Here is a 25189-nt window from a genome sequence, read left to right on the forward strand (position 1 = left end):
AGGTATTTACTCTGATGGCCGGGCAACGTTGCGCCGCCCGGCAGTGATGTTACTGAATCCCGCCGCCCAGCGACTGCCACAGCGTGATGCGGTTTTCCAGGTCGGTTTGCTGCAAGGCAATCAGTGATTCCTGCGCCGACCACAGCGACCGCTGCGCGGTGAGCACCGTCAGATAATCGCCTGCGCCAGCCTTGTAACTGCGCGTCGCCACATCCAGCGTTTTTTGCTCCGCCGCCACGTATTCACGCTGGGCATCAAGCTGTTCACTCAACGTTTCGCGCCGGGCCAGCGCGTCGGCCACGTCCTTAAACGCGCTCTGGATGGTTTTCTCATAGGTCGCAATTAACCCTTTTTTCTCGGCTTCCGCATAGCGCAGCTGCGCCATATTGTTGCCGCCGCTGAACAGCGGCAGGGTGATGGACGGCGCAAACGACCAGACCTTCATCCCGTGGCTGAACAAGGACGACAGCGAATCGCTGCCGACGCCCGCGCTGGCGGTGAGCGAGATGGTCGGGAAGAAGTTGGCGCGCGCCGCGCCGATGTTGGCGTTAGCGCTCAGCAGGTTATGTTCCGCCTCCTGAATGTCCGGACGACGCAGCAGCGCGCTGGAGCTGACGCCCGCCGGGATCAGCGTGATGGCGTTGTCGCTCAGGCTCTCCAGCGTGCCGGGCAGCAGGTTCTCGGGCACCGTATCGCCCGCCAGCAGGTTGAGAGCGTTTTTGTCCTGCATCACCAGCGTCTGGTAGCTCGCCACGCTGGCGCGCGCCTGCTGGTAAACCGCCATCGCTTCACTGACGTCCGTTGCCGCTGCCACGCCCACTTCCTGCTGGCGCTTCACAATCTTGAGCGAGTTTGCGGCGCTCTCCAGGGTGGACTTCGCCAGCGCCAGATTGCTGTTATCCGCCGCCAGCGTCACCCAGGCCGTGGTCAGCTCGCTGACCATCGTCAGGCGCGTGTTCTGCGCGGTGAATTCGCTGGCAAGCCAGGTTTCACGCGCGGCGCGCGACAGGCTCTGGTTGCGGCCAAACAGATCCAGCTCGAAGCTGGAGACCGCGCCGTTGGCTTCGTCACTTGTCGCGACGCCGCTCGCCAGCGTGCGGCTGCGGGTGTGGCTCAGTTCCGCGTCCACCGTCGGGAACAGGGACGAGCGCGTCTCGCCATACTGGGCACGGGCGGCGTCGATATCCGCTATCGCTTTTTGCACGTCGCGGTTGCTGTTGAGCGCCATCGTCACCACGCTTTTCAACCGCGCATCATTCATCACCTGCTGCCACTGGCTCACCACGGCGTTGGCTTCGCCGTGCGCGCCGGGCAGGGTGGCCGGAACGGGCGCGTCCGGGCGCTGATACGTGGGATCTAATGACACACAGCCTGCGCTCAGCAGGGCTAACGCTAAAACAGTTTCACGAAACATTATGACCTCCGGTTTGCGTGCTTACCGGAGAACAGACGTTTCACCAGTACAAAGAATAAAGGAACAAAGAAGATGGCCAGCAGCGTCGCGGCCAGCGTCCCGCCGATAATGCCGGTACCGATCGCCACGCGGCTGTTGGCCCCGGCGCCGGTGGCAATCGCCAGCGGCGTCACGCCTGCGATAAACGCCAGCGAGGTCATGATAATCGGACGCAGACGCGTCTGGGCGGCCCGCAGGGCGGCGCGCGTCAGGGAGTAGCCTTCGGCGACTTTGGCTTCGGCAAACTCGACAATCAGAATGGCATTCTTCGACGACAGACCGATGGTGGTCAGCAGCGCCACCTGGAAGTAGACGTCGTTGCTCAGGCCACGCAGGGAGGCGGCAATGGCCGCGCCCAGCACCCCAAGCGGGATCACGAGGATGACCGAAATGGGCACCGACCAGCTCTCATACAGCGCCGCCAGGCACAGGAACACCACCAGGATGGAGAGGGCATAGAGGCTCATCGCCTGACCGCTCGCTAGTTTTTCCTGCAACGACAAACCGCTCCATGCCCAGGTGCTGCCGGACGGCAGGTTATTCGCCAGTTGCTCCATTTTGCTCATCGCCGTACCGGAGCTGGCGCCGCTGGCGTTCTCGCCCTGAATTTCATACGCCGCCGAGCCGTTGTAGCGCACCAGGCTTTCCGGGCCATACTCCCAGCGGGTGGTGGCGAAGGCGGAGAACGGGGTCATGGTGCTGTCGCTGCCGCGCACATACCATTTGTTAAGATCCGACGGCACCGCGCGATAGTCACTGTCGCCCTGGATGTAGACCTTTTTCACACGGCCACGGTCAATGAAGTCGTTCACGTAGGTGCCGCCCCAGGCGCTGGAGAGGGTGTCGGTAACATCGCTCAGGGAGAGCCCCAGCGACACGGCTTTGTTGTTATCGATATCCACCTGAAGCTGCGGCATCTGCGGCAGATCGTTGGCGCGCACGGCGTGCAGCGAGTTGTCCTGGTTGGCTTCGCCAATCAGCTGGTTACGCAGTTTCAGCAGCGCGTCGCGGTCGGTGCCGCCGCTGGCCATCAGCTCAAAGGTAAAGCCGTTGCTCTGGCCTAAACCATCCACCGCCGGGGGCGTCATGGCGAAAATTGTGGCATCCCGAATGGTGCTCAGCTCCTGCGTGGCGCGCAGGGCAATGGCCTGGGCGGTGTTTTCCTCGCCTTTGCGCTCTGACCAGTTTTTCAGGGAGACGAACGCCATCCCGGCGTTCTGGCCGCTGCCACTGAAGCTGAAGCCTTCAACGGTAAAGATCACGTCGGTATTGGCTTTCTCTTTGGTGAGGAACCACTCGCGTACCTGGCGGCTTACCTCGGCGGTACGCACCGCGGTTGCGCCGGCAGGCAGGGTGTACTGCACCATGATTTCACCCTGGTCTTCGGTTGGCAGGAAGCTGCCCGGCAGTTTTAGCATGGCGAACCCCATCGCGCCGCAGAGCAGGGCGTAGATCACCAGCATGCCACCGGAACGGCGCAGGGCGCGCAGCACCTTGTTCTGATAGCCGTGCTCGGTCTTACTGTAGAAGCGGTTAAACGCGCCGAAGAAACCTTTTTTGTGCGGAGCGGTGTGATTCAGGATCGAGCCGCACAGCGCGGGCGTCAGGGTCAGCGCCACCACCATGGAGAGGAACATCGCCGAAATAATGGTGACCGAGAACTGACGGTAAATCACCCCGGTGGAGCCGCCGAAAAAGGCCATCGGCAGGAATACCGCAGAGAGCACCAGCGCAATGGCGATCAGCGCGCCGGAAATTTCGCCCATCGATTTTTCGGTCGCTTCCCGGGCGGGCAGCCCTTCGTCGCGCATAATACGCTCGACGTTTTCCACCACCACGATGGCGTCATCCACCAGAAGCCCTATCGCCAGCACCATCGCAAACAGCGTCAGGGTGTTGATGGAGTAACCGAACAGCGCCAGCACGCCGAAGGTGCCCAGCAGCACCACCGGCACCGCCAGCGCCGGGATCAGCGTCGCGCGGATGTTTTGCAGGAACAGGTACATCACCACCACCACGAGGATAATGGCTTCGAACAGCGTCTGAATCACGTCCTCAACGGAGATCTTGATGAACTCGGTGCTGTCTTTCGGGTAGGCCACATCGTAGCCTTCCGGCATCGACTTTTTGAACTCGGCGATCTTATCTTTTACCGCCGTGGCGGTGTTAAGCGCGTTGGCGCCCGGTGAGAGCATCACCGCCATACCCGCCGCCGGGTGGCCGTTCAGCTTCGCGGTGGCGGTGTAATCTTCGCTGCCCATCTCCACGCGCGCGACGTCGCTGATGCGCACCACCGCACCGTTGGACTGGCTCTTGACGATGATCTTTTTGAACTCATCGACCGTTTGCAGACGCGACTGAGCGCGGACGGTGGCGGTCAGCTGTTGGGCGTTCGACGAGGGCAGTGCGCCGATTTTACCGGCGGAAACCTGCACGTTCTGCGCTTCAATCGCGCTCTGCACATCGGAGGGCATCAGCGAGTACGACGCCAGCTTCGCCGGGTCGAGCCAGATGCGCATCGCGTATTCTGCACCGAACACCTGTAGGCTACCGACGCCATCCACGCGCGCCAGCGGATCCTGCATATTACTCACCAGCCAGTCGGCGATATCCGAGCTGCTGGCGGTGTCGGTTTTGTCATATACGCCCATGATCAGCAGGAAGTTGCTCTGGGATTTTTCGACGGTGATCCCGGACTGCTGCACCTCGGTCGGCAGGCGCGATTCCGCCTGCTGGACTTTGTTCTGCACCTGTACCTGAGCGGTGTCCGGATCGGTTCCCTGTTCAAACGTGACGTTAATACTCACCGACCCGTCCGAGCTGCTGGTGGAGGTGAAGTAGAGCAGGTTATCCAGCCCGGTGAGCTGCTGCTCGATCACCTGCGTCACGCTGTTTTCCAGCGTCTGTGCGGAGGCACCGGTATAGGTGGCGGAGATTTTGATCGACGGCGGAGCCACGTCCGGGTACTGCGCAACGGGCAGCGTGCGGATCGCCAGCATTCCGGCGAGCATGATGAGAATGGCGATAACCCAGGCAAAGACCGGGCGACGCACGAAGAAACGGGAAAACATCAGGCGTTTCCTCCGTTGGTTTTCATCTCTTCAGCTTTCACTTCCTGCCCGGCGGTGACTTTATCGGTGCCTTCCACAATCAGCTTATCGCCCGCCTTCAGGCCGCTCAGCACCAGCCATTTGTCGCCGTAGGTGTCGCCCGTCTCCAGCTGACGCTGTTCGACCTTGTTGCTGGCGTTCACCACCAGCGCGGTGGCGGTGCCTTTGGCGTCGCGGGTGATGCCCTGCTGCGGGGCGAGGATCGCGTCATTCATGATCCCTTCATCCACTCTGGCGCGGACGAACATGCCCGGCAGAAGCTGATGCTGCGGGTTCGGGAAGACGGCGCGCAGGGTGACTGAGCCGGTAGACTCATCCACCGCCACTTCGGTCAGCGCCAGGCGGCCTTTTTCGCTGTAGCTGCTGCCGTCTTCGAGAATCAACGACACGTTCAGCGTATCGCTGTTGCTGGCGAGGGTTTGCTTGCGTAAACGCAGCAGATCGGCGCTGGAACGGGTTAAATCGACGTACATACTGTCCAGCCCGCGAATGGTGGCCAGCGCGGTATCCTGCTGGGCGGTCACCAGCGCGCCGGGGGTCACAGAGGAGATGCCGATACGTCCGGCAATCGGCGCGGTGACGGTGGTCCAGTTGAGGTTAATGCGGGCGCTTTCCAGCGCGGCTTTCTTTGACTCGACGCTGGCCTTGTCCTGCGCGCAGGTGGACTTCGCGTCTTCCGCATCCTGACGTGATACGCCGTCGTCCTTCACCAGCTGCGCATAACGCCGGGCTTTCTGGCAGTCGGCCTGCACCAGCGCCTGCGCCTGTTTCAGTGCGGCGGCGGCTTCATCATACGCGGCGCGGTAGCTGGAAGGATCGATCTGATACAGCGCTTGCCCGGCCTTGACCGTATCGCCTTCGGTGAACAGGCGCTTCTGGATAATGCCACCTACCTGGGGGCGCACTTCGGCGCTCATTGCGGCGGCGGTGCGGCCGGTCAGCTCGCTGACGACGGACACCGGCTGGCTCATGAGTGTGACAATCCCCACTTCCGGAAGAGGACGTTGAGGAGCAGATGTTTGCGCATTATCGCACCCTGTCAGGAGGAGTAATGCCGCGATGGAGGTTGTTATGGTTTTCATAATCTTTTTCCAGGGTGAACGAAGCCTGCCCTGTTAATCGCTTAACAGGGAGGAGGGCTAATTAAAAGCACAGCGATCCCGCATCTCTGGCTGAGCCAGAAATGAAAAAAGGGAAATTACTTATTTCCGCTAATTATTCACATGCGATTACTTCGCAGAGAAAATCATATTTAAAATATTCTGGTATATAGGCTCTAATTGTTCTGATGGTACTTTTAAAGGCGTGAGTCGACGGTAAATCGTGCCTTCGATCATCACGGCGGTAATCTCCACGCAGCAGCGAATATGCTCATCGCTCAGGTGAGGGAACTGCTTTTTCAGATGCGCGCAGGCGTTGGCGAACATGCGGGCTTCGGCTTCGATCAGCATGTTTGCCACCAGCGGATTGCGCGTGGCCTCTGCGGACATTTCGAGCATCAGCGCGTCATCGTCTTCGTTAAGCGTCTGGCGCCAGGCAAGCGCCTGCGGCATCCCTTCAACCAGGGTTTTGCCCTGCATCTCTTCAATACGTGAGTCGATAATGCGCCGGATCATCTCTTCAATAATCGCGTCTTTGTTACTGAAATAGCGATAGATTTGTCCGACGCTGAGCCTGGCTTCGCTGGCGATCTGCGACATGCTGGCAGCGTGAAATCCACTGGCGCGAAAGCAGCGGCGCGCGGCGGTAATGATTTCGTCCTGGCGCAGTTTTTGTCGTTCTTCCAGCTTTGTACTCATTGTCGGCTACCGTAAAAAGTGAGAATGATCGTTCTCATTATACGTTTTCGGAGACTATTGGAAAGGCTTTTTTTATTTACATATTGAATGAATATTTCCAGGTATAAACAATGGAGAAAATAAGGAGTTTTTATGAAGGTTAAGCTGTGAGATATTCAGATTGCGCTGAAAATAAGGAGAGAATTATGCATCTGAGCATTACAGATAATGTCACAGCCGAAGAAAAAGAAGAATTATTAACGGGGCTAAGAGCCTATAACGCGCAGTTTTTAGATCTGCCGTCGTTTGGCGGCGATATTGGCGTATATATGCGAGACGACAATGGCGTCATGCTGGGCGGGTTAATCGGCGTACGGAAAGGCGACTGGCTGAACATCGACTATCTGTGGGTCAGCGACAGCGTGCGGGGAACGGGCGTGGGAAGCCAGCTTATCAAAACGGCTGAAGAGGAGGCCCGTCGCAAAGGCTGTCGTCACGCGCTGGTGGATACGGTCAGCTTCCAGGCGCGCCCGTTCTATGAAAAGCAGGGTTATCAGGTGCAGATGTCCTTGCAGGATTACCCTTATCAGGGAATGCAGAGACACTATCTGACCAAACATCTTTAACCGCCGATCCCGGTGCCAATCACGGCTAACACGTGGCGCACCACGATCTCCGGTGAGAGGGCGCTTAGCCTCTCGTCATTGCGCATGCGGGAGAACGGCACCAGCACCAGGCTCAGCAGCGTTGTGAACAGCAGTTCGGGGGCCAGCGCCGGATTCAGCTTTCCTTCCTGCTGCCAGCCTTTGATGGTTGCCAGCGTGGTGTGATATTTCTCATCGCCAAAGCGTGCCTGCAAATGGGTGCGCAGTACCGGCATCTCGCCAATCACCTCCTGCATCCACAGCGGGGCAAACCAGCGATACTTTTCCGCCAGTTCGGCCAGCACCCTGACCATTTCCGTCAGGGCATCCACCGGCGAATCCCGGTTGTCGGCGAAAATCGCCCCGATCCGCTCGCGTAACGGCAGGAAGCGCTCCTCAATCATCGCATCCAGCAACTGTTCTCTGGAGTTGAAGTAGTAGTGCAGCATGGCGGGCGTCACGCCTGCTTCGCGGGCGATGGCGTTCAACGACGTATTGGCGATCCCCTGGCGGGAAAAGAGGTTCAGGGCGATATCCAGCAGCTGTTCACGGCTGGCGGTAACGCGCTTGCCGCCGCGTGGCCGACCGGGGCGGCGGGGTTCAGAATTGTCCTTTTGTGCTGGCATGGTCACCGTATCTCTTGATCTTATTCATCACTTCCACAAATATTAATTATACGATTAATTAATTTCAAGTGATGTCTTATGGAGTCCGACGTAATGACTCAACCTGCGAAAAAGGCGCCGTCGATTAAGCTGCTGTTCAGCGCACTCCTGCTGGTGATGCTGCTCTCGGCGCTGGATCAGACCATTGTCTCCACCGCGCTGCCGACCATCGTCGGTGAGCTGGGCGGGCTGGATAAGCTCTCGTGGGTGGTAACGGCCTATATCCTCAGTTCGACCATCGTGGTGCCGCTGTACGGCAAATTCGGCGATCTGTTTGGCCGAAAAATCGTTCTGCAAATCGCGATTGTGCTGTTTCTTGTAGGGTCCGCGCTGTGCGGTCTGGCGCAGAACATGACCCAGCTGGTGCTGATGCGCGCCCTGCAAGGGCTGGGGGGCGGCGGTCTGATGGTGATCAGCATGGCTGCCGTGGCGGACGTGATCCCGCCTGCCGATCGGGGTCGCTATCAGGGGTTGTTTGGCGGCGTGTTTGGCCTGGCGACGGTGATAGGGCCGCTGATCGGCGGGTTTATCGTTCAGCACGCATCCTGGCGCTGGATTTTCTACATCAACCTGCCGCTGGGGCTGTTTGCCCTGCTGGTGATTGGCGCGGTTTTCCACGGCAGCGCGCGGCGCAGCAAGCATGAGATTGACTACCTGGGGGCGATTTACCTCAGCATGGCGTTGCTGTGCATCATTCTGTTTACCACCGAGGGCGGGACGATCCGCCAATGGAGCGACCCGCAGCTGTGGTGCATTCTGGCCTTCGGCCTGACGGGGATCGCCGGGTTTATCTACGAAGAGCGGCTGGCGTGGGAGCCGATTATCCCGCTGTCGCTCTTCCGCGACCGCAGCTTCCTGCTCTGTAGCCTGATCGGTTTTATTATCGGCATGTCGCTGTTTGGCTCCGTCACTTTCCTGCCGCTCTATTTACAGGTGGTAAAAGACGCCACGCCGACGCAGGCCGGTTTGCAGCTGATCCCCCTGATGGGGGGGCTGTTGCTCACCTCCATCATCAGCGGGCGCATCATCAGCCGTACCGGGAAATATCGTCTGTTCCCGATCCTCGGCACGCTGCTCGGCGTGGTGGGGATGGTATTACTGACGCGCATTTCAATCACCTCCCCAACCTGGCAGCTGTACCTGTTTACCGGCGTGCTGGGCATGGGGCTGGGACTGGTGATGCAGGTGCTGGTGCTGGCGGTGCAGAACAGCGTGTCAGCCGATCAATACGGCGTCGCGACGTCTGGGGTGACGCTGTTCCGTTCCATTGGCGGGGCGATTGGCGTTGCGCTGTTTGGCGCGGTGTTCACCCATATTCTGCAATCAGGCCTGATCGACAGGCTGCCGGAAGGGGCGGAACTGCCGCGCGAACTTAATCCCGTTGCCATACACCATCTGCCTGATGCCCTGCGTCTGGACTATCTGGATGCGTTCGGCTCGGCGATCCATGCGGTATTCATGCTGGCGGCGGGGATTATGGTGCTGGCGTTTGTGCTGTCGTGGTTTTTGCGCGAAGCGCCGCTGCGTCGGCAGGCGTGAGGGAAGCGGTTCTGCTTGCGCCTGGACTACCGTAGCCTGATGCCCATCGCCCGGTGGCGCTACGCTTACCGGGCCTACACTTCCCCCGTCACGTAGGCCGGGTGAGCGCAGCGCCACCCGGCAACAGGCCGCATATAACTTAACCGTCTTACTGATTCCTTTTCGTTTTTTAGCCTGCCGTCTCGTTGTCGATATAGTCTTCAAAACGTCTATCAAAAGGAACTGTCTCGTGAAACTTCGATTGGGTGCGCTTCTCCTGACTGGCCTGCTGCTCGCGGGCTGTGATCAGGGCGGCAATGATGCCAGACACATTAAAGTCGGCGTGATCAATGGCGCTGAGCAGGACGTGGCGGAAGTCGCCAAAAAGGTGGCAAAGGAGAAATACGGTCTGGATGTTGAGCTGGTGGGCTTTAGCGGCTCGCTGCTGCCCAACGATGCCACCAACCAGGGCGAACTGGACGCCAACGTCTTCCAGCATCGCCCGTTCCTCGCAGAAGATAACAAGGCGCACAATTACAAGCTGGTCGCCGTGGCCAATACCTTCGTCTTCCCGATGGCGGGTTACTCCCGAAAGATTAAATCGGTGTCTGAGCTGAAGGACGGCGCAACCATTGCGATTCCAAACGATCCCACCAACCTTGGCCGCGCGCTGTTGCTGCTGCAAAAAGAGAAGCTGATTACCCTTAAACCGGATGTTGGCCTGCTGCCAACGGCGCTGGATATTACCGCGAACCCGAAAAACTTACAGATTATGGAGCTGGAAGGGGCGCAGCTGCCGCGCGTGCTGGACGATCCGAAAGTGGATGTGGCCATCATCAGTACCACCTATCTCCAGCAAACGGGGCTTTCTCCGGTACACGACAGCGTCTTTATCGAAGACAAAAACTCACCCTACGTGAATATTGTGGTCACGCGTGAAGAGAACAAAGACGCCGAAAACGTGAAGGAATTTATCCAGTCCTATCAGTCGCCGGAAGTGGCGAAAGCGGCGGAGACCATTTTTAACGGTGGTGCGGTGCCGGGCTGGTAAGCCCCGGTAAAAAGGCCAGCGCTCCGCTGGCCGTCAAAGCGTTACGCGGGCATCGGTTCGGCTTTCGGGCCACAGAAAACCCTGACCAGACTGTGCGCCGGACGCGCGGGCGCGCGCCAGATCCCGCGAGTTTTCGATGCCTTCTATAAGAATTGATTGCGCGATACCTGCCCTGACCTCCTGTACAAACGGGGCAAGCGGCGCGCGCTCGCGCAGCGCTGAGCGGTCAATTTTCACCCCATCCAGCGGCAGCGCAAGTCGCGCGAACGCCTCCGCCAACTCCCGGGTTAAATCGTCCAGCCAGATTTGCCATCCCGCCTCTTTTAACCGAACAAGCGTGGCATGAAGACGACGTTGCTCATCCTCGCCCAGCCGTGTGATGGTGAGGGGATCCTGAATTTCAATCGTTAACCGCTGCTGATGGCGTAACGCCAGCAACAACCGGATAGCGCGTTCGTTGAGAAGGTGTTCTGCCGGAAGGTTTAGCCAGTAAGCGTCCCGGGCGGGTATCTGTAACAGGGTGTTGGCCTGCCAGAAGAAGATTTGCAGCGCGCTGCGCGAGGGCAGCGAGGCAAACAGCACCTCAAGATTGACGTTATGGATCTCCACGAGAACTTCATGCGCGAACACCTGGCCCGAATGAAGATCGACAAGCGGCTGGAATCGCAGCCCTGAGATACGTTGCAACAGGGGAGAGGGAAGAACGGTATACATGGAACAGCCTTCAGGAAATGAAAAAAGGTTCCCGCGGACACGGGAACAAAAGGCAAACGACACACGGTCAAATTTTTAATTCAGGATCCAGCGAATGCTCTGGTAAAACGAGGGACCACGCACGGCCTTAAGCTTGTTCATGGCGTTGTTCTTATAAAAGTAAACCAGCCTGACGTTACACCCCAGCTGACGGGCGATTTGCTTGGTTTTGAGATTACAGGAATAGCCGCGCAGTACGCTTGCCTCCTCGCTGGACAGCCTCGCCGGGGTGCGTAAGCGGGTCGTCATGCCTACGTTGTAACGGCCAGACTCTTGCGGCGTCTGGCTCATCAGTATTTGCCACAGCGCTTTGATATCCCCCAGGGAGACTCTTTTGCTGATGACTCCATCAACATGTTTGAATTTCAAATAGCCGGCGGATAACGAATAGATATAGATCTTCGCTGTCACTTGTTTCTGTTTAATACAGAGAATGTCGTCATTCGTCGTCACCCGGAAATGACGCGTATTCAACGGATCATAAATGATGATATCAAAGAGTTGTTCACTCATAGCAAGCTCTTCGATATGGGTAAATCCATGGAAAATAACGTCGTGTTTTTCATCAGGCTCACGCTTTCCAAGCGATTGCAGGCCAATCATCGTGAATTCGCAGCTGTCAACAACGGCAACGTGAATTGTTTTTTTATTTTGCATTGGCATTCTCCTTTCGCTGAGTAAACAGTCCATATAAGAGAAAATGGCGGTTCGCACTCTCTTATTAAAAGAATAGCGAGCACTTTTTTAAATAACGCGATGCGATGGCATCAATGTAAGCCAATACAAACCGTCGAGTAAAGCTGAAGCCAATTATTAGCGGAAGATAAAATTGAAAAATGGTTTTAATGGTATATGCAATTGTTTTAATCTTCTAATAATATTCATGCCAGATTTTTATTCTATAAATGAGCGGATAATAAGCATCAGAAGGTTGATTAATGGGGTTAATCCACCGCTTTTTCAGTGATTTACTGCTGTTCCTGTAAGAAAAATTGTGATCGTGGCAGGATTATCGACAGGGCTTTATCTGCGAGGGGAAACGGCGTGCAGAATAAAATAGAATTTTTTCTATGAATTTAATGTCCTTGTTCAGATTTTTAAGCCTGAGAAGGATAAAATCCTGGCGCGAAGAGGTTGTGAGTGGTGAGTACATAAACTATTATCATTTTCCTCCGGTCACGAGAATTTAGAAAAGACATGAATAATACTGAACGTATCGTAAGGGTAATGGTGTTTTACAAAATAAATATATTTAAAGAGATAATATTCCGGGCGCTCCAGGATCTTTTACCCGATTACGTACTGAACATTACTCAGGTCGATTCCACTGAACAGGCGCTGGCGGCGGTGGCGGATAATAACGTGGATGTTTTCTTCACTGAATTTAATTATCTGCTTAATCATAAAGAGTGGAGTGCGGAGGTCAGCAGCCGTTTTACATCTTTATGTAAAATCCATCACGTCAGGCGTGTTCTGTTGGTGCCCGAGCTGCCTTACGGGCTGTTAAAAAAAGTTCTGGAGATGAAATTTGAATTAACCATCAGTCAGCAGGATGAATTGACTGAACTGAAAAAGGAATTACCCGCGTTGCTCATGGCGGACGGGCAAAAACCGTCGATCTCTTCGTGGCTCAGGCGGGTAATGCGGTCCGGCTCCCGGGCGCGTTCCATCCTCTCGGCCAGAGAGTGGGAGGTGCTTCATCTTATCGTGGAAGGATTTTCAACGACGGAGATTGCCCGTCATCGAAACCGTTCGGTCAGTACCATTGCGACACAGAAACACAATGCAATGAAAAAGCTGAATCTTTCCAACCACAGCGAACTGATTAAGTATGTGCAAGCGGTTGGAAAGATGGAGGAATAGTTCACATCAGGGATAGATAATATTCAGCGTAGCCGATGTATTGATCTTACCCTGGCTCACCTGGGCGGGCGCCCACACGTAATAGTACGCCGCCATCGGAAGGGTGAAATGTTCGTCCAGCGCCGCGCCAGCCGCCACGCTGAAAATCATCGTGGCGTTGCCACGGCTGGTGGTTGAGGTAGAGAAGGTCACCGGCGTTTGCGGGGCGTCACGTTTTATCAGGCGGAGCCCCACGCCCTGCGCCGCGCTACTGCTGCTGTCGATCAGCACCGAGCTGTCGGTTGAGAGCAGCTGCGTGCTGGACAGAAACATCTCAATTGCCCGATCGGAATTGCCATTAACCCCGACGTTCTGACAGCTCATGTTCAGTGAAAAAGGCGTCAGCCCCGGCTGTGAGGATGCACTGAGCTGGGGAATGCCGAGCGTCGGCAGCGCCACGGTCAGCCCCGCATTATCAAAGGAACAGGTAGTCAGTTTCGGCGCGTATTTGATGATCATCGGTTGACCAAACATATCTCGGTTGTCGTAAGGCCACTTGAACCCGCTGAATAACCACTGCGCTATCTTGATGACCTGATTGATTGGCCAGGTGATGATTTCCCAGATGGATAACCCGCTCATGTCGCTGACGAACAGAACGTCGCTCATGTTCGCCGTATCCCCCGTCAGGGTGGTACCGCTCTGGTTAACGAGGGTGAAGCGAACCGTAAACGGTGTGTTCAGCTCAGACGCCGTATGGCTACCGCTGGCAGACAGGGTTTTATTGGCCGGGGGATCGGTGATCTCCGCCCGCACCATATACTTGTTATTGCTGAACCCGAGGATGGTCGCGTATTTGCTGTCGGTCGAGAGGATCGGCGTGTAAGAAAATTCACTGTTACCCGTCGTACAGTTGAACGAGCCGCTGTACTGGGTGCTGAAGCTGCCGGTCCATGTGGGCGTGGCCGGGCTCAGCTTATCCGATAAATCAATGGTAATCGGTGTGCCATAAACGATGCTGCTGCCGGAGCAGGTGGCATAGCTCATCCCGCTAATGCTGGTGAGGAGCAGGAACATGAATGATCGTAACATTTTGATAATCCGTAATTAATGGCAAACCGCTGAGGGGCTGTTCAGCCCCCAGGTCGGGGAGGAGATTTCGCACTTTCCGCTGCGGAGATGCACGTTGAGCGCGCGTGGCGGCTGTTCAGCACGGATATACAGTACGCTGGCCTGGCCGACATACCCGACAGATCCACCGTGTTCATCCAGCACTTCAGTGCCAAAGGGCAGCGGTTTGCCGTCGGTGCGCGTCGCATGAAGTACCCATGACTGGCGCTTATCGGTGTCGAAGCGGATATAACTCACCGCCCCGTCGTAAGGAGCCACGTTAGCCATATTGCCGATCACCTCCGCGCCAGCGCTGTTTTCCGTTTCAGTTAACGTAATGGCGTTTTTGCGATACGGGGTGGCGTAAGGGACCAGCGCCACGCCATCGCGGTTCGTCATAATGCTTTCATCGCCGTTCACCATCAGTCCCTCCGCCTTTGGCGCATCGACGATAGTCATGGTTGTGCCGGTTTCGTTTGAGGCGAGAACGTGCCACGGGTAGGCCACCAGGCTTCCGCGCCCGCTGAGCCCGGTCTGGCGGTAGTCGGAGGATTCGCTGTAAGAGCCACCGAGTGTCGCGAAGTTCGAACGGTACGCGGCGTTAACGCTTGCCGCATTTTTACCCCCACGCGCATTACTGCCGGAGAGGGTATAGCTCAGGCGGTTCGACGCCAGCGCGTTCCCGCTCATGCTGATATTGCTCTGTTCGTAATGCGAATCGCTGGCCGTCAGGCTGGAGGTGATCCACGCATTATTATCAAACAGCGAGAACGGCAGGCTGAGGGAGAGGTAAAGGCGCGTCTCTTCTTCACTGTCCCTGTTCCGTACCCGGCTGGCCGACAGGGTAAAGCTGGCGCGGCCGATGGCGTTGGAATAGCCCATCTGATATTCGCGCGTGGTTTGCTGTGAGTTCCAGTAATCGCGCTGTGTGCCGGAGACAAACACCGTGCCCCAGTTATTGAGCAGGCGCTGATTAAGGTTAAGCGTAAAGGTATTCTTGGGCTGCGCCGCGCGCAGGGCGTCCCAGGTGCTTAGCGACATGTCGGGCGCAACGCCAAACCGATCTTCATAGTCGTCGTACTGCGCTCTCAGGCGCTGATACCCTTCGCGCGAATAGAGCGCGTCGCTGAAGCTGTAATAGCCTTTAGTGGAATAGCGATAGGCCGCCAGGGTGAAGTTGGTGGCGGTGGTATCGATAAATTTGCTGTACGACACGCGATAACTCTGACCGCTGCTGGTGCGATCCTGTAGGGTGGTTTTGGCGTGGGTGACATCAAACGAAACCGCGCCAAAAGGAAGGTTCCAACCGGTACCGACAAGCCCGGCCTGGTAGTTATCGCTAATAATCGTCCCGGTATACCCGGTGATGAGGTTATTAAACCCGTAGCGCAGCGTGGCCTGCATGAATGCGGGTTCGGCATCGAGCGTGTTCTGATGCACTTTACCCGCCACTACGCTGTACTGACTCACCCCTTCTTTTAGCATCCCGGGCACGGCGGAAAACGGCACCGTGAAGGACTGCTGTGAACCGTCCGCTTCACGCACCACCACCAGCAAATCGCCCGCGGAGCCGGTAGGCTGAATGCTGTCGAGGGTAAACTGGCCCGGCGGCACGTTCTCCTGATAGATCACGTTGCCATTCTGGATAACTTTCACCAGGGCGTTCGTCCGTGCCACGCCGTGAACCACCGGTGAAAAACCCTGCTGTGAATTTGGGCGCATCTTCATATCCGACGCCAGCGACACGCCGCGCACGCGCAGGGAATCAAACAGATCGCCAGGAATATAAAAGTCACCCAGCGTCAGGTTGGATTTCAGCGAGGCCAGGGGACGGCGCAGGTAGCGGGTATTATTCTGCCAGCTACTCTCTCCGCTGGCGGTTTTCCGCCAGGCGCTGCTGTCGCGAAACTGCCAGCCGAACAGGTTGGCGCCGGAATCCAGCCCGGCATAAAAATCATCATTTGTGTCTTTCGCAGTGCCTTTCGCGCGGGTGTTGTACCAGGTCGTGTTCCACGAGAGCATCAGCGCCGGTATCCCCTCGTCCCAGAACTGGGGGGCAATGTAACCTTCTTCAGTACGCAGCACGGCCGCCTGCGGAACGGTAAGCGCCAGACTCAGGGTGCTGGTATCGGTTTTGACTTCACCGCCCTGAACCAGATCGCGCAGCTGGACCTGCCCGTGCGCAATGGCGGGCGCAGGCACGGATGTGGTGTTGATGCCCAGCGACCGGGCATCTTTCCAGGCAAGGCGGATGTCGTCACGCTGCTCGCCGTAGATGACGGTATAACGTCCCTTCCAGCTGCCGTTTACGTAGATATCCATCTCCTGACTGCCGGCAGGCATGGCGTTGTTTTCGGAAAAGCGAGACAGATCGGACTCACCGGATGCGCCAGCAAGCAGGGAGGGATCAAACGAGACGGCCCCTGATTTATGCGAAAGCAGAAGCGTGCAGACTGCCAGCAGACAGAGTCTGTTTTGTTTCATTTTCATGGTGAGTCTTTCCGATCACTGACTGGTGAAAGTCCGGGTTTTATACGCGCCAAGATCGTCCACATACATCAGCTGGAAGGTCTGTCCGCGCTTAACCGTATTTTTGGCGGCGACCGTCAGCTGCCCAAACGGGGAAACCATCGGGGACTCCTGGAGCAATTTCGTTTTACCCAGCGAAATATTGGCGACCGTAATATGGAACGGACTGTTATTTGTAATGCGAAAGCGATCGCCGTCGGCGGCGAGCGTCAGTTTCGCCACCGCGTCATCCAGCGTGCCTTTCAGCGCAGCGGGCCGATAAAAAAGTTTGATACGGGATTTAATCGCCAGCTGAACGGTATTCTGGTTTTGCAGATTTTCAGGTCTGGGCGGAATGTCGAGGACATTCAGGAAAAAGACGGATTCGCGATCCGCAGGCAAGCTGGACGGCAGCTTTTTAATACGAAGCTGTTGACCATTATGTTCGTTAACCTTTATCACCGGCGGCGACAACAGAAACGGCACATTGGCTGTTTCCGGCGTGGAATTAATATCACCGTCATCTATCCAGGATTGTACCAGAGCCGGCGCATCGCCCGTATTCATTAACTGGACGATCACCTCTTTGTTATTTTCAGGATAAAGGACACGGGTGCCATTAATGACAATATTGGCCCATGAGTGACCCGTGCTTAGCAGTAAGCCTGCCAGCAAAATTGCCTTGCGCATGATTGTAACCTTAAATACAGGCTCTGCGAAAACAGAGCCTGAATAATCACTATTACAGGTAGGAAATGGTATACGTTACGTTGGAGCTTAACTCGCCCACGGTGGCGGCAGCGGCGTTTGTTTTATAGTAATAAACGTCCAGCGTCAGCGTTTCGGAATCTGGCGCGGTCGCTGTACCCATAATATTTGTCGTGTAAGGCTGGTTCAGGGTAATAGGCGTAGACGAACCTGGCTCCACTAACGCAAAGCCGACATTACGTGCCACGCTGGCATCGCTTTCGTTCACGCTGTTATTCAGCAGGTATTTACCGTCAGTGGAAATATTATCCGCGCTGGAGAAATAAACTTTCAGCGGGGTACCGGTCGTTCCGGCTGCTGGTGAGCAACCAGAGAATGTCAGCGCAATAGATTTTTTATTTCGGGTGATCAGGCCAACCGTTGTGCCCGCATCTTTTACCGAAATAGGGGAAAGCGCAACGGTAAAGTCCGCGCTTTTACCGCCGTTAATGGTACAGGTTGTATCGGTAATAGCGCCGGTAAAGTTAATGATACCACCCGCCGAATTGTCTGCGGCCACTGCGCTGGTAGAGGCAATAGCGGCGGCCAGCAGTGATACGGTCATGATCGATTTGAACATGATAAACTCCATGAAGATTTGTGTTATTTAAAATGAATGTTAATCGGCTACACATGTCCCTGATGTACCGGCTAGACGCATGGCGACTCGGGAGAATGCTTTGACGATATTATGTTGCACTAAAAAAGTACATAACAAAACATTATTCCAACAACTTCTAAAGTTTAAGATTATAATCTTGCCAGTATGTTTTTTTTAATGTTTTAACCTAAATGCGTTGGTTCGAAGATTTTTATTAATGCTTTAATAATCGTTAATTAATGAAGCTTTATGAATTCATCTCTCAATTAATATCACGCGACTTGACCACACAAACTTTAGACTTATTATTGCCTGGCAAATGCACAAAAATTTAACAATGGCGTAATAATAATATGAAGTATCTCATTGATCTTACAATGCTTTATGAAGTCGACACCGGTATGATCATGATTAATGGAGAGGAAGAGTCATCCATTAAGTTATCTAACCAGGCGGGTCGTCTGCTTTATGAACTTATCATCAATAATGGTAAAACACTCGACAGAGACGACCTGATAAAGAAGGTCTGGGAGGATCATGGTTTCTCTGGTTCTTCGGTGAGTCTAAATGTTGCCATAAGTGAAATCAGAAAAGCATTTCGTACATTAGGCTGCGACCCTTTACTGATAAAAACGATACGTGGCAAGGGATTTAGCCTTGCCGCGCATATTGAACATCACACAGTCAGGCCGCCGGTTATTTCAACGCTTAGCGAAGAATCTGCCTCTGAAGCATTCGATACGCTAGCGCATAAGAAAGATGCCGATCCGCCTAAACAAATAATATCGCTGCACAGACTCTTTATTTCTCTCTGCACGTTATTACTGATTATTGTTACCGGAACCGCTGTTTTACTGTTGCACCAACGGGATTCCTATGCCGAGAGCCTGAAAGATTCTGATATGCATCTGCTCGGTAAAGTGGACAGGTGTACGATATACCTGATCGATAAGAATATGTATCAGCCGCGACAGCACTACTTTAATCACGTAAAAGAGGTCATCGCCAGTCAACATATCGACTGTCAACATCAGGTTGCAGATGCTTACTATTCCAGGTTTAAAAAGTCGCAGATAGAAAATTATTTCCTGGCCATCTGTTATCAGCAGGACAGTATCGACGATTATAAGAACTGCATTTCTTACAGAAGCCTGACCGGGAGTTAAAATATGTCACGGACTAAAATGAGTGTACTGTTCAGTATCGTACTGGCGCTGTCTGTCATCGCGTTGTTATGGGTCTATTTTACCAGAACGCAGGATGAGGGGTTTGGCTGCCAGTCAGATACCATTTCCTGGAAAACCTATTCCACGGGTGAGTCAACCGATATGTCGCTAACCACGCTTTTCCTGTTTAACAACAAAGATGTTGTGACGGTTATTCATAAAGGCGTACTCAAGAAAGAGGGCAAAAGCTACCTGATTGACAGAAATTACACGCTCAGCGTGGAAAAAGTCGACGGCAGCAATATCTTTTATATTAAGGATAAAAAGCTGAATAAATCTGAAGATGATGCGGCGCCGGATGGCGTTGTAAACGAAATGTTACTTGATAATATCAACTTCTTCTATATTACCAGCGTAAAAAAACATGCGTGGTTAATTAAGGGGCTGGTGTTGCCTGTAATGATGTGTGTGGCTGTCCCGACGTCCTGATATTTCTCTTTATTGAAAAATCGATATTTATCTATTACTCGGGAAATTGAGTAATTTACTCAATACGTAACAATAAGATACGAGAAATTTATTTATATTTTTATTGTTGCTCTCCGTCGAGTGAATTTTTCTGTATTGCCTCGTTATTTTGCGGCTGTCTATACTCCGCCTCGAAAAAGGGGCTCCCCTTTTTATACACGTGGATTCTTTTTTGAAGGACTAAATAAATGAACAAACTGAACGCTATCGTTCTGGGCTCCCTGCTGTCTGTTTCTGCCCTGAGCGCAGTTAATGCAGCTGAAACGACGGCTTCTGCCACCTGGCAGGCAACCGCGACCAAAGACAGCGAATCCGATCTGGTTGTTACGCCAACGCGTGCTTTGAACTTCGTTTACAGCGCCAATACCAAATCTTTCAACACCGATACCGGTCTGTTTGATGTGGCTATCCGTGGCGATCACTCTACGGCGACCAGCTTCAAACTCGAAGCTATCCTCGACGATTCAAACAACACGCTGTTCAGCGTGGGTGGTGAAGCGACCAAGCTGAAAGTGGGTGCGCGTTGGGGCGGTAACGACCTGGGCTCTATCGGTGGCACCGTGGGGGCGAAATCGACCGCATGGACCACGCTGGTTGATTCTTCTTCTAACACCGGCGTCTCTTCTGGCCTGTGGAACCTGACCACCAGCGCAGGCGCGGCGGCAGATACCGAAATTACCGGCCAGGACAAATTCGTCTTCTACGTTGACTCCGCTCAGGACAACGCGGGTACTGCGAAAGAGTTCAAAGACCTGACCAACAGCCTGTGGGAAGGGACCGTGTCTGTTGCGTTCCGCGCAACCTGGGGCTAAGGCCTGATCGATCCAGGGGCGCAAGCCCCTGTTTAGGGAAATAGCATGTTTAACCTCAAATCCACCTTCTTATTTTTATTATTTATCTCTTCCTCCGCGCTGGCCATTAATGTGGGAAAAGTCACCACCATTATTTCTGCGGATGCTGACTCCACCGCCAAGGAAATAAAAAACGAAGCAGACAGCGTGCGTATTGTTTCTGTTCGCGCACAGCGGATCAGCAGCCCAATGGATGAAGGGATCGTCATTAATCCGGAGAAAGTGGACGAACTGTTGCTGACGCCCACGCGCATGGTAATGCCCGCCGGTACCAGCAATATCGTCAAATTTTACTATCACGGGAACGCCGATAACAAAGAGCGTTACTACCGCATTACCTTCACGGATGAAGGGGTAAGCGAAGAGGTGGACAGCGGTTCGCCAAAAAACGGCACCGGGATGACGCGTGCGGTGGTGAGCACCATTCTGGTGGTTCAGCCCCGGGATAAGAAGATCGACTTCGTCTATGTGGCGGGAAAAATAACCAATAAAGGGAACACCTCGTTTCGCGTCAATGCGACCGGGACCTGCCTGAAGCCGAATCCGGAATCCCCCGGCACGCCGTGTAGCAAAAACTTCTACCTGATGCCAGAGACCTCGCGCGCTATCGAGGATATCAACGTTACGGATAACCATTTTCATCTCGGAATATGGGACCTGAAACAGTTCATTCCTGTTAAGTAAGGATGCATGGTGAAAAATAAATTAGTGTTGCCGGTGATGATGGCTTGCGCATCCGGCACGCTGCCCGCGCTTGCGCATGCAGCCTCAAGCTCCGTGGTTATCGCTAATTACCGTTTTCCCGACTCGCTTTATGCACTGCTGGAGCAGGGGATCAAAATTCCCGTCTATCTGGTGAATACGCGTCCACACTCAGCACAACAAGGGAACCACGAAGGCACGGCGAGCGAATATGTTCGTATCGGTGACGTGACGCTCTTTGCAAAAGATCTGAAGCTGGGGCTGAGGGATGTTCAGGTCCAGGAGTCTGATAACGGCATTCGTCTGTCAAAAGAGATGCGGGCGTTACTGCAAAGCATTAACGATAAGCAGTTTGATGACCAGATGCGTATTCCGGTTAGCGCGGGTTCGGCGTTCGAACTGGATCAGAAAAAAATGCGCCTGTTGCTGAATCTGTCGCAGAGCGACTACGGGGTGAATATTCGCCCGCGTGAGGTGGACATTGATGCGCCGGAGTCTGACGACCTGAGCGGCACGTTCTCCTACAACCTCGGAGCGTATCACACCGAGAGCGGCTACGGTGACAGCTGGTCGTCGGGCTATCTGAACGCGAGAAACTGGATCTCAATGGGCGTCGATCATGTGCTGATCGATGGCTCTGGCTACGTCAACGAGAGCAGCAGCGATACCCAGATGAACGCGGTTATGTGGGAGCGCGACTATCAGGGGATGCGCTACGCCGCGGGCATGCTGAACGGCTGGGCGATGCAGTCTCTGGCGAGCGTCAGCGGGATTTCCGGCGGTGAAGTCTACGGCGTTTCCATGGGCAACCAGGCCAACTCCCGCAAGCGCGATAACACGCTCTCTCTGACGCCGGTGGTGGTCTATTTTCCCACGGCGGGCGAGGCCCGTATTCGTCGTGACGGGCAGCTTATCGGCATTCAGCGCTTTGACGTCGGCAACCATGAAATTGACACCAGCAGCCTGCCCTACGGGATCTACAGCGTCGAAGTTGAAGTGGTGAGCGGAAGCCGCACCGTGTCGCGCAGCATGTACACCGTAAATAAACCGTTCTCCAGCAACGTGTCGGAAACGCTGCGCTGGCAGATGTGGGGCGGGATGTATAGCCGCGATAAATCCGTCGTCAATTATAAAAAATACGCGAAACGCAAAAACGAGCAGGATAACACCTACTACTACGATTACGACACCAAACATAAAGACACCATGTCGCTGGTGGGAGCCTCGTTCAGCAAGCGCAGCGGGATGGTCGACTGGAACGCCTCTACCTACATGATGCGGGAACACATCGTCAGCGAGCTGTGGGCCTCCCTGAACCTGACGGGCTATTTCTCGGTGAATACCCAGACCATGGCCGCCTCCGACGGAACGTATCGCGCCAACTATGGGGCGAATCTCAGCCTGCCGTGGCAGATCGGCTCGGTGTGGTACTCCCATGAACAGCTCTCCAGCGGCAAGTTCCTGGATATCTATGAGAGCAAGGGCAACACCTGGGGCGCTTCCTTTAGCCTGCCGTCATTCGGCCTGCCCTCGGCAGGCAACCTGAGCCTGATGCGTCAGGAAGACGACCTCTATCGCTATAAACGCTATCAGCTGGACTACTCCCAGGGGTTATACGCCGGTCGCTACGGTACGGCGCGCCTGCGGGTGGGAATGTCGCGCAACAAATACGACGGGTATTACGAAGAGAAAGATCGTTACGTGATGCTCGATTTCGCCATACCGCTCGGCAATACCGTGTCGGTTGGCGTTTCCCACAATCGCGATACCGGCACAGCGCTGAACGTCAGCGCCAGCCGCCAGTTTGAAGGCGATTACCTGAAATCGGCCACCGCCAACGTCTCGAAAGCCTTTAACAGCCGCCAGGATCGCAGCGTAAGCGGCGGCGGCAGCGTGAACTTCGACACGCCGTGGAACAGCAACATCCTCAGCGTCCAGAGCGGCATGAGTAAAGGCTGGAACTCCACGCTGACCAGTGACGGCAGCGTGGGCTGGTCCAAAGAGGCCATCGCCGCCGGGAAAGGCACCGAAAGCGCAGGGGTGATTGTCAGTACCGGTCTCAAATCTGATGAAGCGCTGACCCTGAAGCTTAACGGCCGGGCAGAACGCATCAAAGGGGATAAGACCTGGCTGTCGCTGCCGGCATACCAGGCTTATGACCTGGAAGTGATGAACAGTGAAACCGGTACGGAAAGCTATGAGATTGGCGCGAATGCGCGTCGCCATATCACGGTTTATCCGGGTAATACCGTGGTGATGAAGCCGCAGGTGAAGAAAATCGTCACCCTGTTTGGTCGTCTTGTGGATGCAAACGGGGCCCCGGTTGGCGCCATGCAGATCAAAAACCATGTCGGGCTGACCCGGACGGAAAACGACGGACGCTTCGTGATCGACGTTGATAAGAACAACCCTGTCCTGAGTATCGCCACGCCGGACGACAGCGTCTGCGAAGTGCGCCTGGACATCGAGTCTAACCGCGGTGCGCTGTGGCTCGGGGACATCTCCTGCGACAAAGGCGATTTCGTCTGGCAGGAAGCAAAAGGAACGCAGGAACGTGACGATGAAAAAGATATTCGCTCTTAATTTACTGCTGATGAGCGCGGCGGCCCAGGCGCAGGAGCTGCCCTATTTCGCCATTAATAACCCGGACAATAACGGGACGGGAAACAGCGCGGGGCTGTTTAGTCTGAACAGCACGTCGACCGCGTTTTTACACGGTTCGCGCGAGTGGCCGACCCTGAGTGCGAAAACGAATAACGGTATCGCCACTTACATCCCGGACAACAGCTACAGCGGTCCGGCAGGCAGCGCGCTGACCATCGACTTTTCGGTGACCGGTTCCAGCGCCTCTCCGTTCTTCAAAGGGACGGCGTGTTCCTCGTCCTGCGGCAACACGGGGTACACCCCGACGACCAGCTATACCGACACGTCGATGGTGGTTAAGCCGCCGGTGATGGAGCCCGGCACGTCATACGGGCGCTGGGTCCTGGGCGATCCGTTCTTTAACTATCTGCTCAACGCCGCGCCAGGGGATGAAGTGACCATCACCTCCACGCCGCAAATCAGCTCCATCAACAAAGTGACCACCACCAATACGCTTCACAAGGTGGGCACGCTGACCATGACCAACGCCAGGGCGCTTAACCTGGGGATTGACCCGATCAGCGGTGAGGTGACGATTGTCGATGGATCAACGGGGGCCACCTGCACCAAATACACCCGCAACACGGTCTCTGGCGTCCTGTGCGACCTGCTCGAATACACGTTTGTTGGGGAGGATATCTCCGGTTACAACGGGGGGCTGGCGCTTACCTCTTCCCGCGTCAACAGCGTGCTGCAATCGCACATGAGCGGCGGCACCGGGCTTGCCGCCGAGCTGACCTTCGATGAAAACACCTGGTACAGTATCTCCGGCGGTATCCTGAGCGATACGCGTGTCCTGGCGAACACCTTCCTTGCAGCGCCGCAGAAAAACGGCGGCAAAGCGTCCCTTAAAATCTTTTTGCCGAAAGCGTTAATTCTGAGCGTGGCGCAGGCGGGTGACGGCAGCAACATTGGCAATATCGTCAGCCTGTGTCTGACGCCCGGCAACAGCTCGCTGGCGGCGGATTTCTGCTTCCAGCCGGGGGGCGGCCTGGTGATTAACCCTATCGAGCCCGGGCTGGAGATTGTGCCAGACAACCCGGATTACACCCTCGATCCTGACGGTCTGGGCGGCTCCGGGAAAGGCATTATCGGCGAAGCGCCCATTGAGATCCCCTACACCATCACCTACAGCGGGGCGCAAAAAGATGCGGCGATTGCGGTCACGGTAAAAGTCACCGGGCCTACCCAAAGCCTGAATGGGGTGGACTACTGCGCCTTTAGCGGCAACGGTTTCACGGTTCCCATTCCGGGCAACGTGCTGGTGGGGAAAAGCCAGACGCTGATGGCGCACAACTGTAAAGGCGAAGTACTGTCGATCCCGGCGCCGGCCACCCATGCGGAAGAGTGGGACAAAATGAGTTCCGGCGTGACCGATATGTGGCTCTGGAAAACACCGCTGATCCTCCAGTTCGTTATGGATAATCCGGTATCGAAAACCACCTATGACGGAAATAGCTGGTTTGGCGAAGTGACCGCGCAGGGAAGAATAGATGTTAGCGCATCCTGGAATTAATCA

At 55.2% G+C, this 25189-nt stretch carries 21 protein-coding genes; 10 read left to right on the forward strand and 11 right to left on the reverse strand.

What is annotated here, in order from left to right; all coding sequences use genetic code 11:
* Window positions 1–49: 49 nt before the first annotated feature.
* The 4 genes from O1721_RS03970 to O1721_RS03985 all read right to left on the reverse strand — a co-directional run bounded on the left by O1721_RS03970 (window position 50) and on the right by O1721_RS03985 (window position 6362).
* Window positions 50–1414 carry an efflux transporter outer membrane subunit gene (locus O1721_RS03970; protein ID WP_023302835.1) on the reverse strand — a complete coding sequence of 455 codons (1365 nt, stop codon included), beginning with the start codon at window positions 1412–1414 and terminating at the stop codon, window positions 50–52.
* A complete protein-coding gene (locus O1721_RS03975; protein WP_032646701.1) occupies window positions 1414–4524 on the reverse strand; it encodes an efflux RND transporter permease subunit in 3111 nt (1036 codons plus the stop codon). The genes O1721_RS03970 and O1721_RS03975 overlap by 1 nt, the downstream gene beginning before the upstream one ends.
* Window positions 4524–5645, reverse strand: coding sequence for an efflux RND transporter periplasmic adaptor subunit (locus O1721_RS03980; RefSeq protein WP_017383665.1), 1122 nt, complete (start codon window positions 5643–5645; stop codon window positions 4524–4526). The genes O1721_RS03975 and O1721_RS03980 overlap by 1 nt, the downstream gene beginning before the upstream one ends.
* A gap of 147 nt (window positions 5646–5792) precedes the next feature.
* A complete protein-coding gene (locus O1721_RS03985) occupies window positions 5793–6362 on the reverse strand; it encodes a TetR/AcrR family transcriptional regulator (RefSeq protein WP_032620543.1) in 570 nt (189 codons plus the stop codon).
* Between the two features lie 185 nt (window positions 6363–6547).
* Between O1721_RS03985 and O1721_RS03990 the strand changes: the two genes are divergently transcribed.
* On the forward strand, window positions 6548–6967 hold the full coding sequence (locus tag O1721_RS03990; protein WP_032646705.1) for a GNAT family N-acetyltransferase: 420 nt from the start codon (window positions 6548–6550) through the stop codon (window positions 6965–6967).
* Here the strand turns inward: O1721_RS03990 and O1721_RS03995 are convergent.
* On the reverse strand, window positions 6964–7611 hold the full coding sequence (locus tag O1721_RS03995) for a TetR/AcrR family transcriptional regulator (protein WP_017383663.1): 648 nt from the start codon (window positions 7609–7611) through the stop codon (window positions 6964–6966). The two genes, O1721_RS03990 and O1721_RS03995, sit on opposite strands and share 4 nt — an antisense overlap.
* 78 nt (window positions 7612–7689) lie before the next feature.
* Here O1721_RS03995 and O1721_RS04000 point away from each other — a divergent pair, with 78 nt between their 5' ends.
* Entirely contained in the window at window positions 7690–9189 is a 1500-nt protein-coding gene (locus O1721_RS04000) for an MDR family MFS transporter (RefSeq protein WP_015570095.1), read from the forward strand.
* A gap of 229 nt (window positions 9190–9418) precedes the next feature.
* The gene (nlpA, locus tag O1721_RS04005; protein ID WP_020480549.1) at window positions 9419–10219 is read left to right on the forward strand and encodes a lipoprotein NlpA; all 801 of its coding nucleotides are present in this window, start codon (window positions 9419–9421) and stop codon (window positions 10217–10219) included.
* Window positions 10220–10252: 33 nt separating this feature from the next.
* Here the strand turns inward: nlpA and O1721_RS04010 are convergent, their stop codons facing one another.
* Together O1721_RS04010 and O1721_RS04015 are read right to left on the reverse strand one after the other, a co-directional pair.
* Window positions 10253–10933, reverse strand: coding sequence for an EAL domain-containing protein (locus tag O1721_RS04010; protein ID WP_032646710.1), 681 nt, complete (start codon window positions 10931–10933; stop codon window positions 10253–10255).
* Window positions 10934–11008: 75 nt separating this feature from the next.
* A complete protein-coding gene (locus O1721_RS04015; RefSeq protein ID WP_015570093.1) occupies window positions 11009–11629 on the reverse strand; it encodes a LuxR C-terminal-related transcriptional regulator in 621 nt (206 codons plus the stop codon).
* 570 nt (window positions 11630–12199) lie between these two features.
* Between O1721_RS04015 and O1721_RS04020 the strand changes: the two genes are divergently transcribed.
* Window positions 12200–12835 carry a LuxR C-terminal-related transcriptional regulator gene (locus O1721_RS04020; protein WP_032646713.1) on the forward strand — a complete coding sequence of 212 codons (636 nt, stop codon included), beginning with the start codon at window positions 12200–12202 and terminating at the stop codon, window positions 12833–12835.
* A 6-nt stretch (window positions 12836–12841) separates the two neighbouring features.
* Here O1721_RS04020 and O1721_RS04025 read toward each other — a convergent pair whose 3' ends face one another.
* The 4 genes from O1721_RS04025 to O1721_RS04040 are packed head-to-tail and all read right to left on the reverse strand — an operon-like array spanning window position 12842 to window position 17759.
* Window positions 12842–13906: a fimbrial protein gene (locus tag O1721_RS04025; RefSeq protein ID WP_032103777.1), complete on the reverse strand. Its 1065-nt coding sequence runs from the start codon at window positions 13904–13906 to the stop codon at window positions 12842–12844.
* A 15-nt stretch (window positions 13907–13921) separates the two neighbouring features.
* Window positions 13922–16414, reverse strand: coding sequence for a fimbria/pilus outer membrane usher protein (locus O1721_RS04030; RefSeq protein WP_032646717.1), 2493 nt, complete (start codon window positions 16412–16414; stop codon window positions 13922–13924).
* Between the two features lie 15 nt (window positions 16415–16429).
* Window positions 16430–17122, reverse strand: coding sequence for a fimbrial biogenesis chaperone (locus O1721_RS04035; RefSeq protein ID WP_015570089.1), 693 nt, complete (start codon window positions 17120–17122; stop codon window positions 16430–16432).
* A 52-nt stretch (window positions 17123–17174) separates the two neighbouring features.
* Window positions 17175–17759 (reverse strand): fimbrial protein, encoded by a 585-nt coding sequence (locus tag O1721_RS04040; protein ID WP_017383657.1) that lies wholly within the window; start codon window positions 17757–17759, stop codon window positions 17175–17177.
* 374 nt (window positions 17760–18133) lie between these two features.
* Between O1721_RS04040 and O1721_RS04045 the strand changes: the two genes are divergently transcribed.
* From O1721_RS04045 to O1721_RS04070, 6 genes are all read left to right on the forward strand, one after another.
* Window positions 18134–18946 (forward strand): winged helix-turn-helix domain-containing protein, encoded by an 813-nt coding sequence (locus O1721_RS04045; RefSeq protein ID WP_015570087.1) that lies wholly within the window; start codon window positions 18134–18136, stop codon window positions 18944–18946.
* Window positions 18947–18949: 3 nt separating this feature from the next.
* Window positions 18950–19435, forward strand: a complete 486-nt coding sequence (locus O1721_RS04050; RefSeq protein WP_023295677.1) for a hypothetical protein — start codon at window positions 18950–18952, stop codon at window positions 19433–19435.
* A gap of 227 nt (window positions 19436–19662) precedes the next feature.
* Entirely contained in the window at window positions 19663–20286 is a 624-nt protein-coding gene (locus O1721_RS04055) for a common pilus major fimbrillin subunit EcpA (RefSeq protein ID WP_003860995.1), read from the forward strand.
* 45 nt (window positions 20287–20331) lie between these two features.
* Window positions 20332–21009 (forward strand): EcpB family pilus assembly chaperone, encoded by a 678-nt coding sequence (locus tag O1721_RS04060; RefSeq protein WP_015570085.1) that lies wholly within the window; start codon window positions 20332–20334, stop codon window positions 21007–21009.
* 6 nt (window positions 21010–21015) lie between these two features.
* Window positions 21016–23610, forward strand: a complete 2595-nt coding sequence (locus tag O1721_RS04065; protein WP_032646723.1) for a CS1-pili formation C-terminal domain-containing protein — start codon at window positions 21016–21018, stop codon at window positions 23608–23610.
* Complete coding sequence (locus O1721_RS04070) at window positions 23588–25186, forward strand: hypothetical protein (protein ID WP_023302845.1); 1599 nt, start codon at window positions 23588–23590, stop codon at window positions 25184–25186. The genes O1721_RS04065 and O1721_RS04070 overlap by 23 nt, the downstream gene beginning before the upstream one ends.
* Window positions 25187–25189: the final 3 nt, after the last annotated feature.

The sequence above is a fragment of the Enterobacter cloacae complex sp. HYC033_NIDB genome, assembly GCF_056673335.1.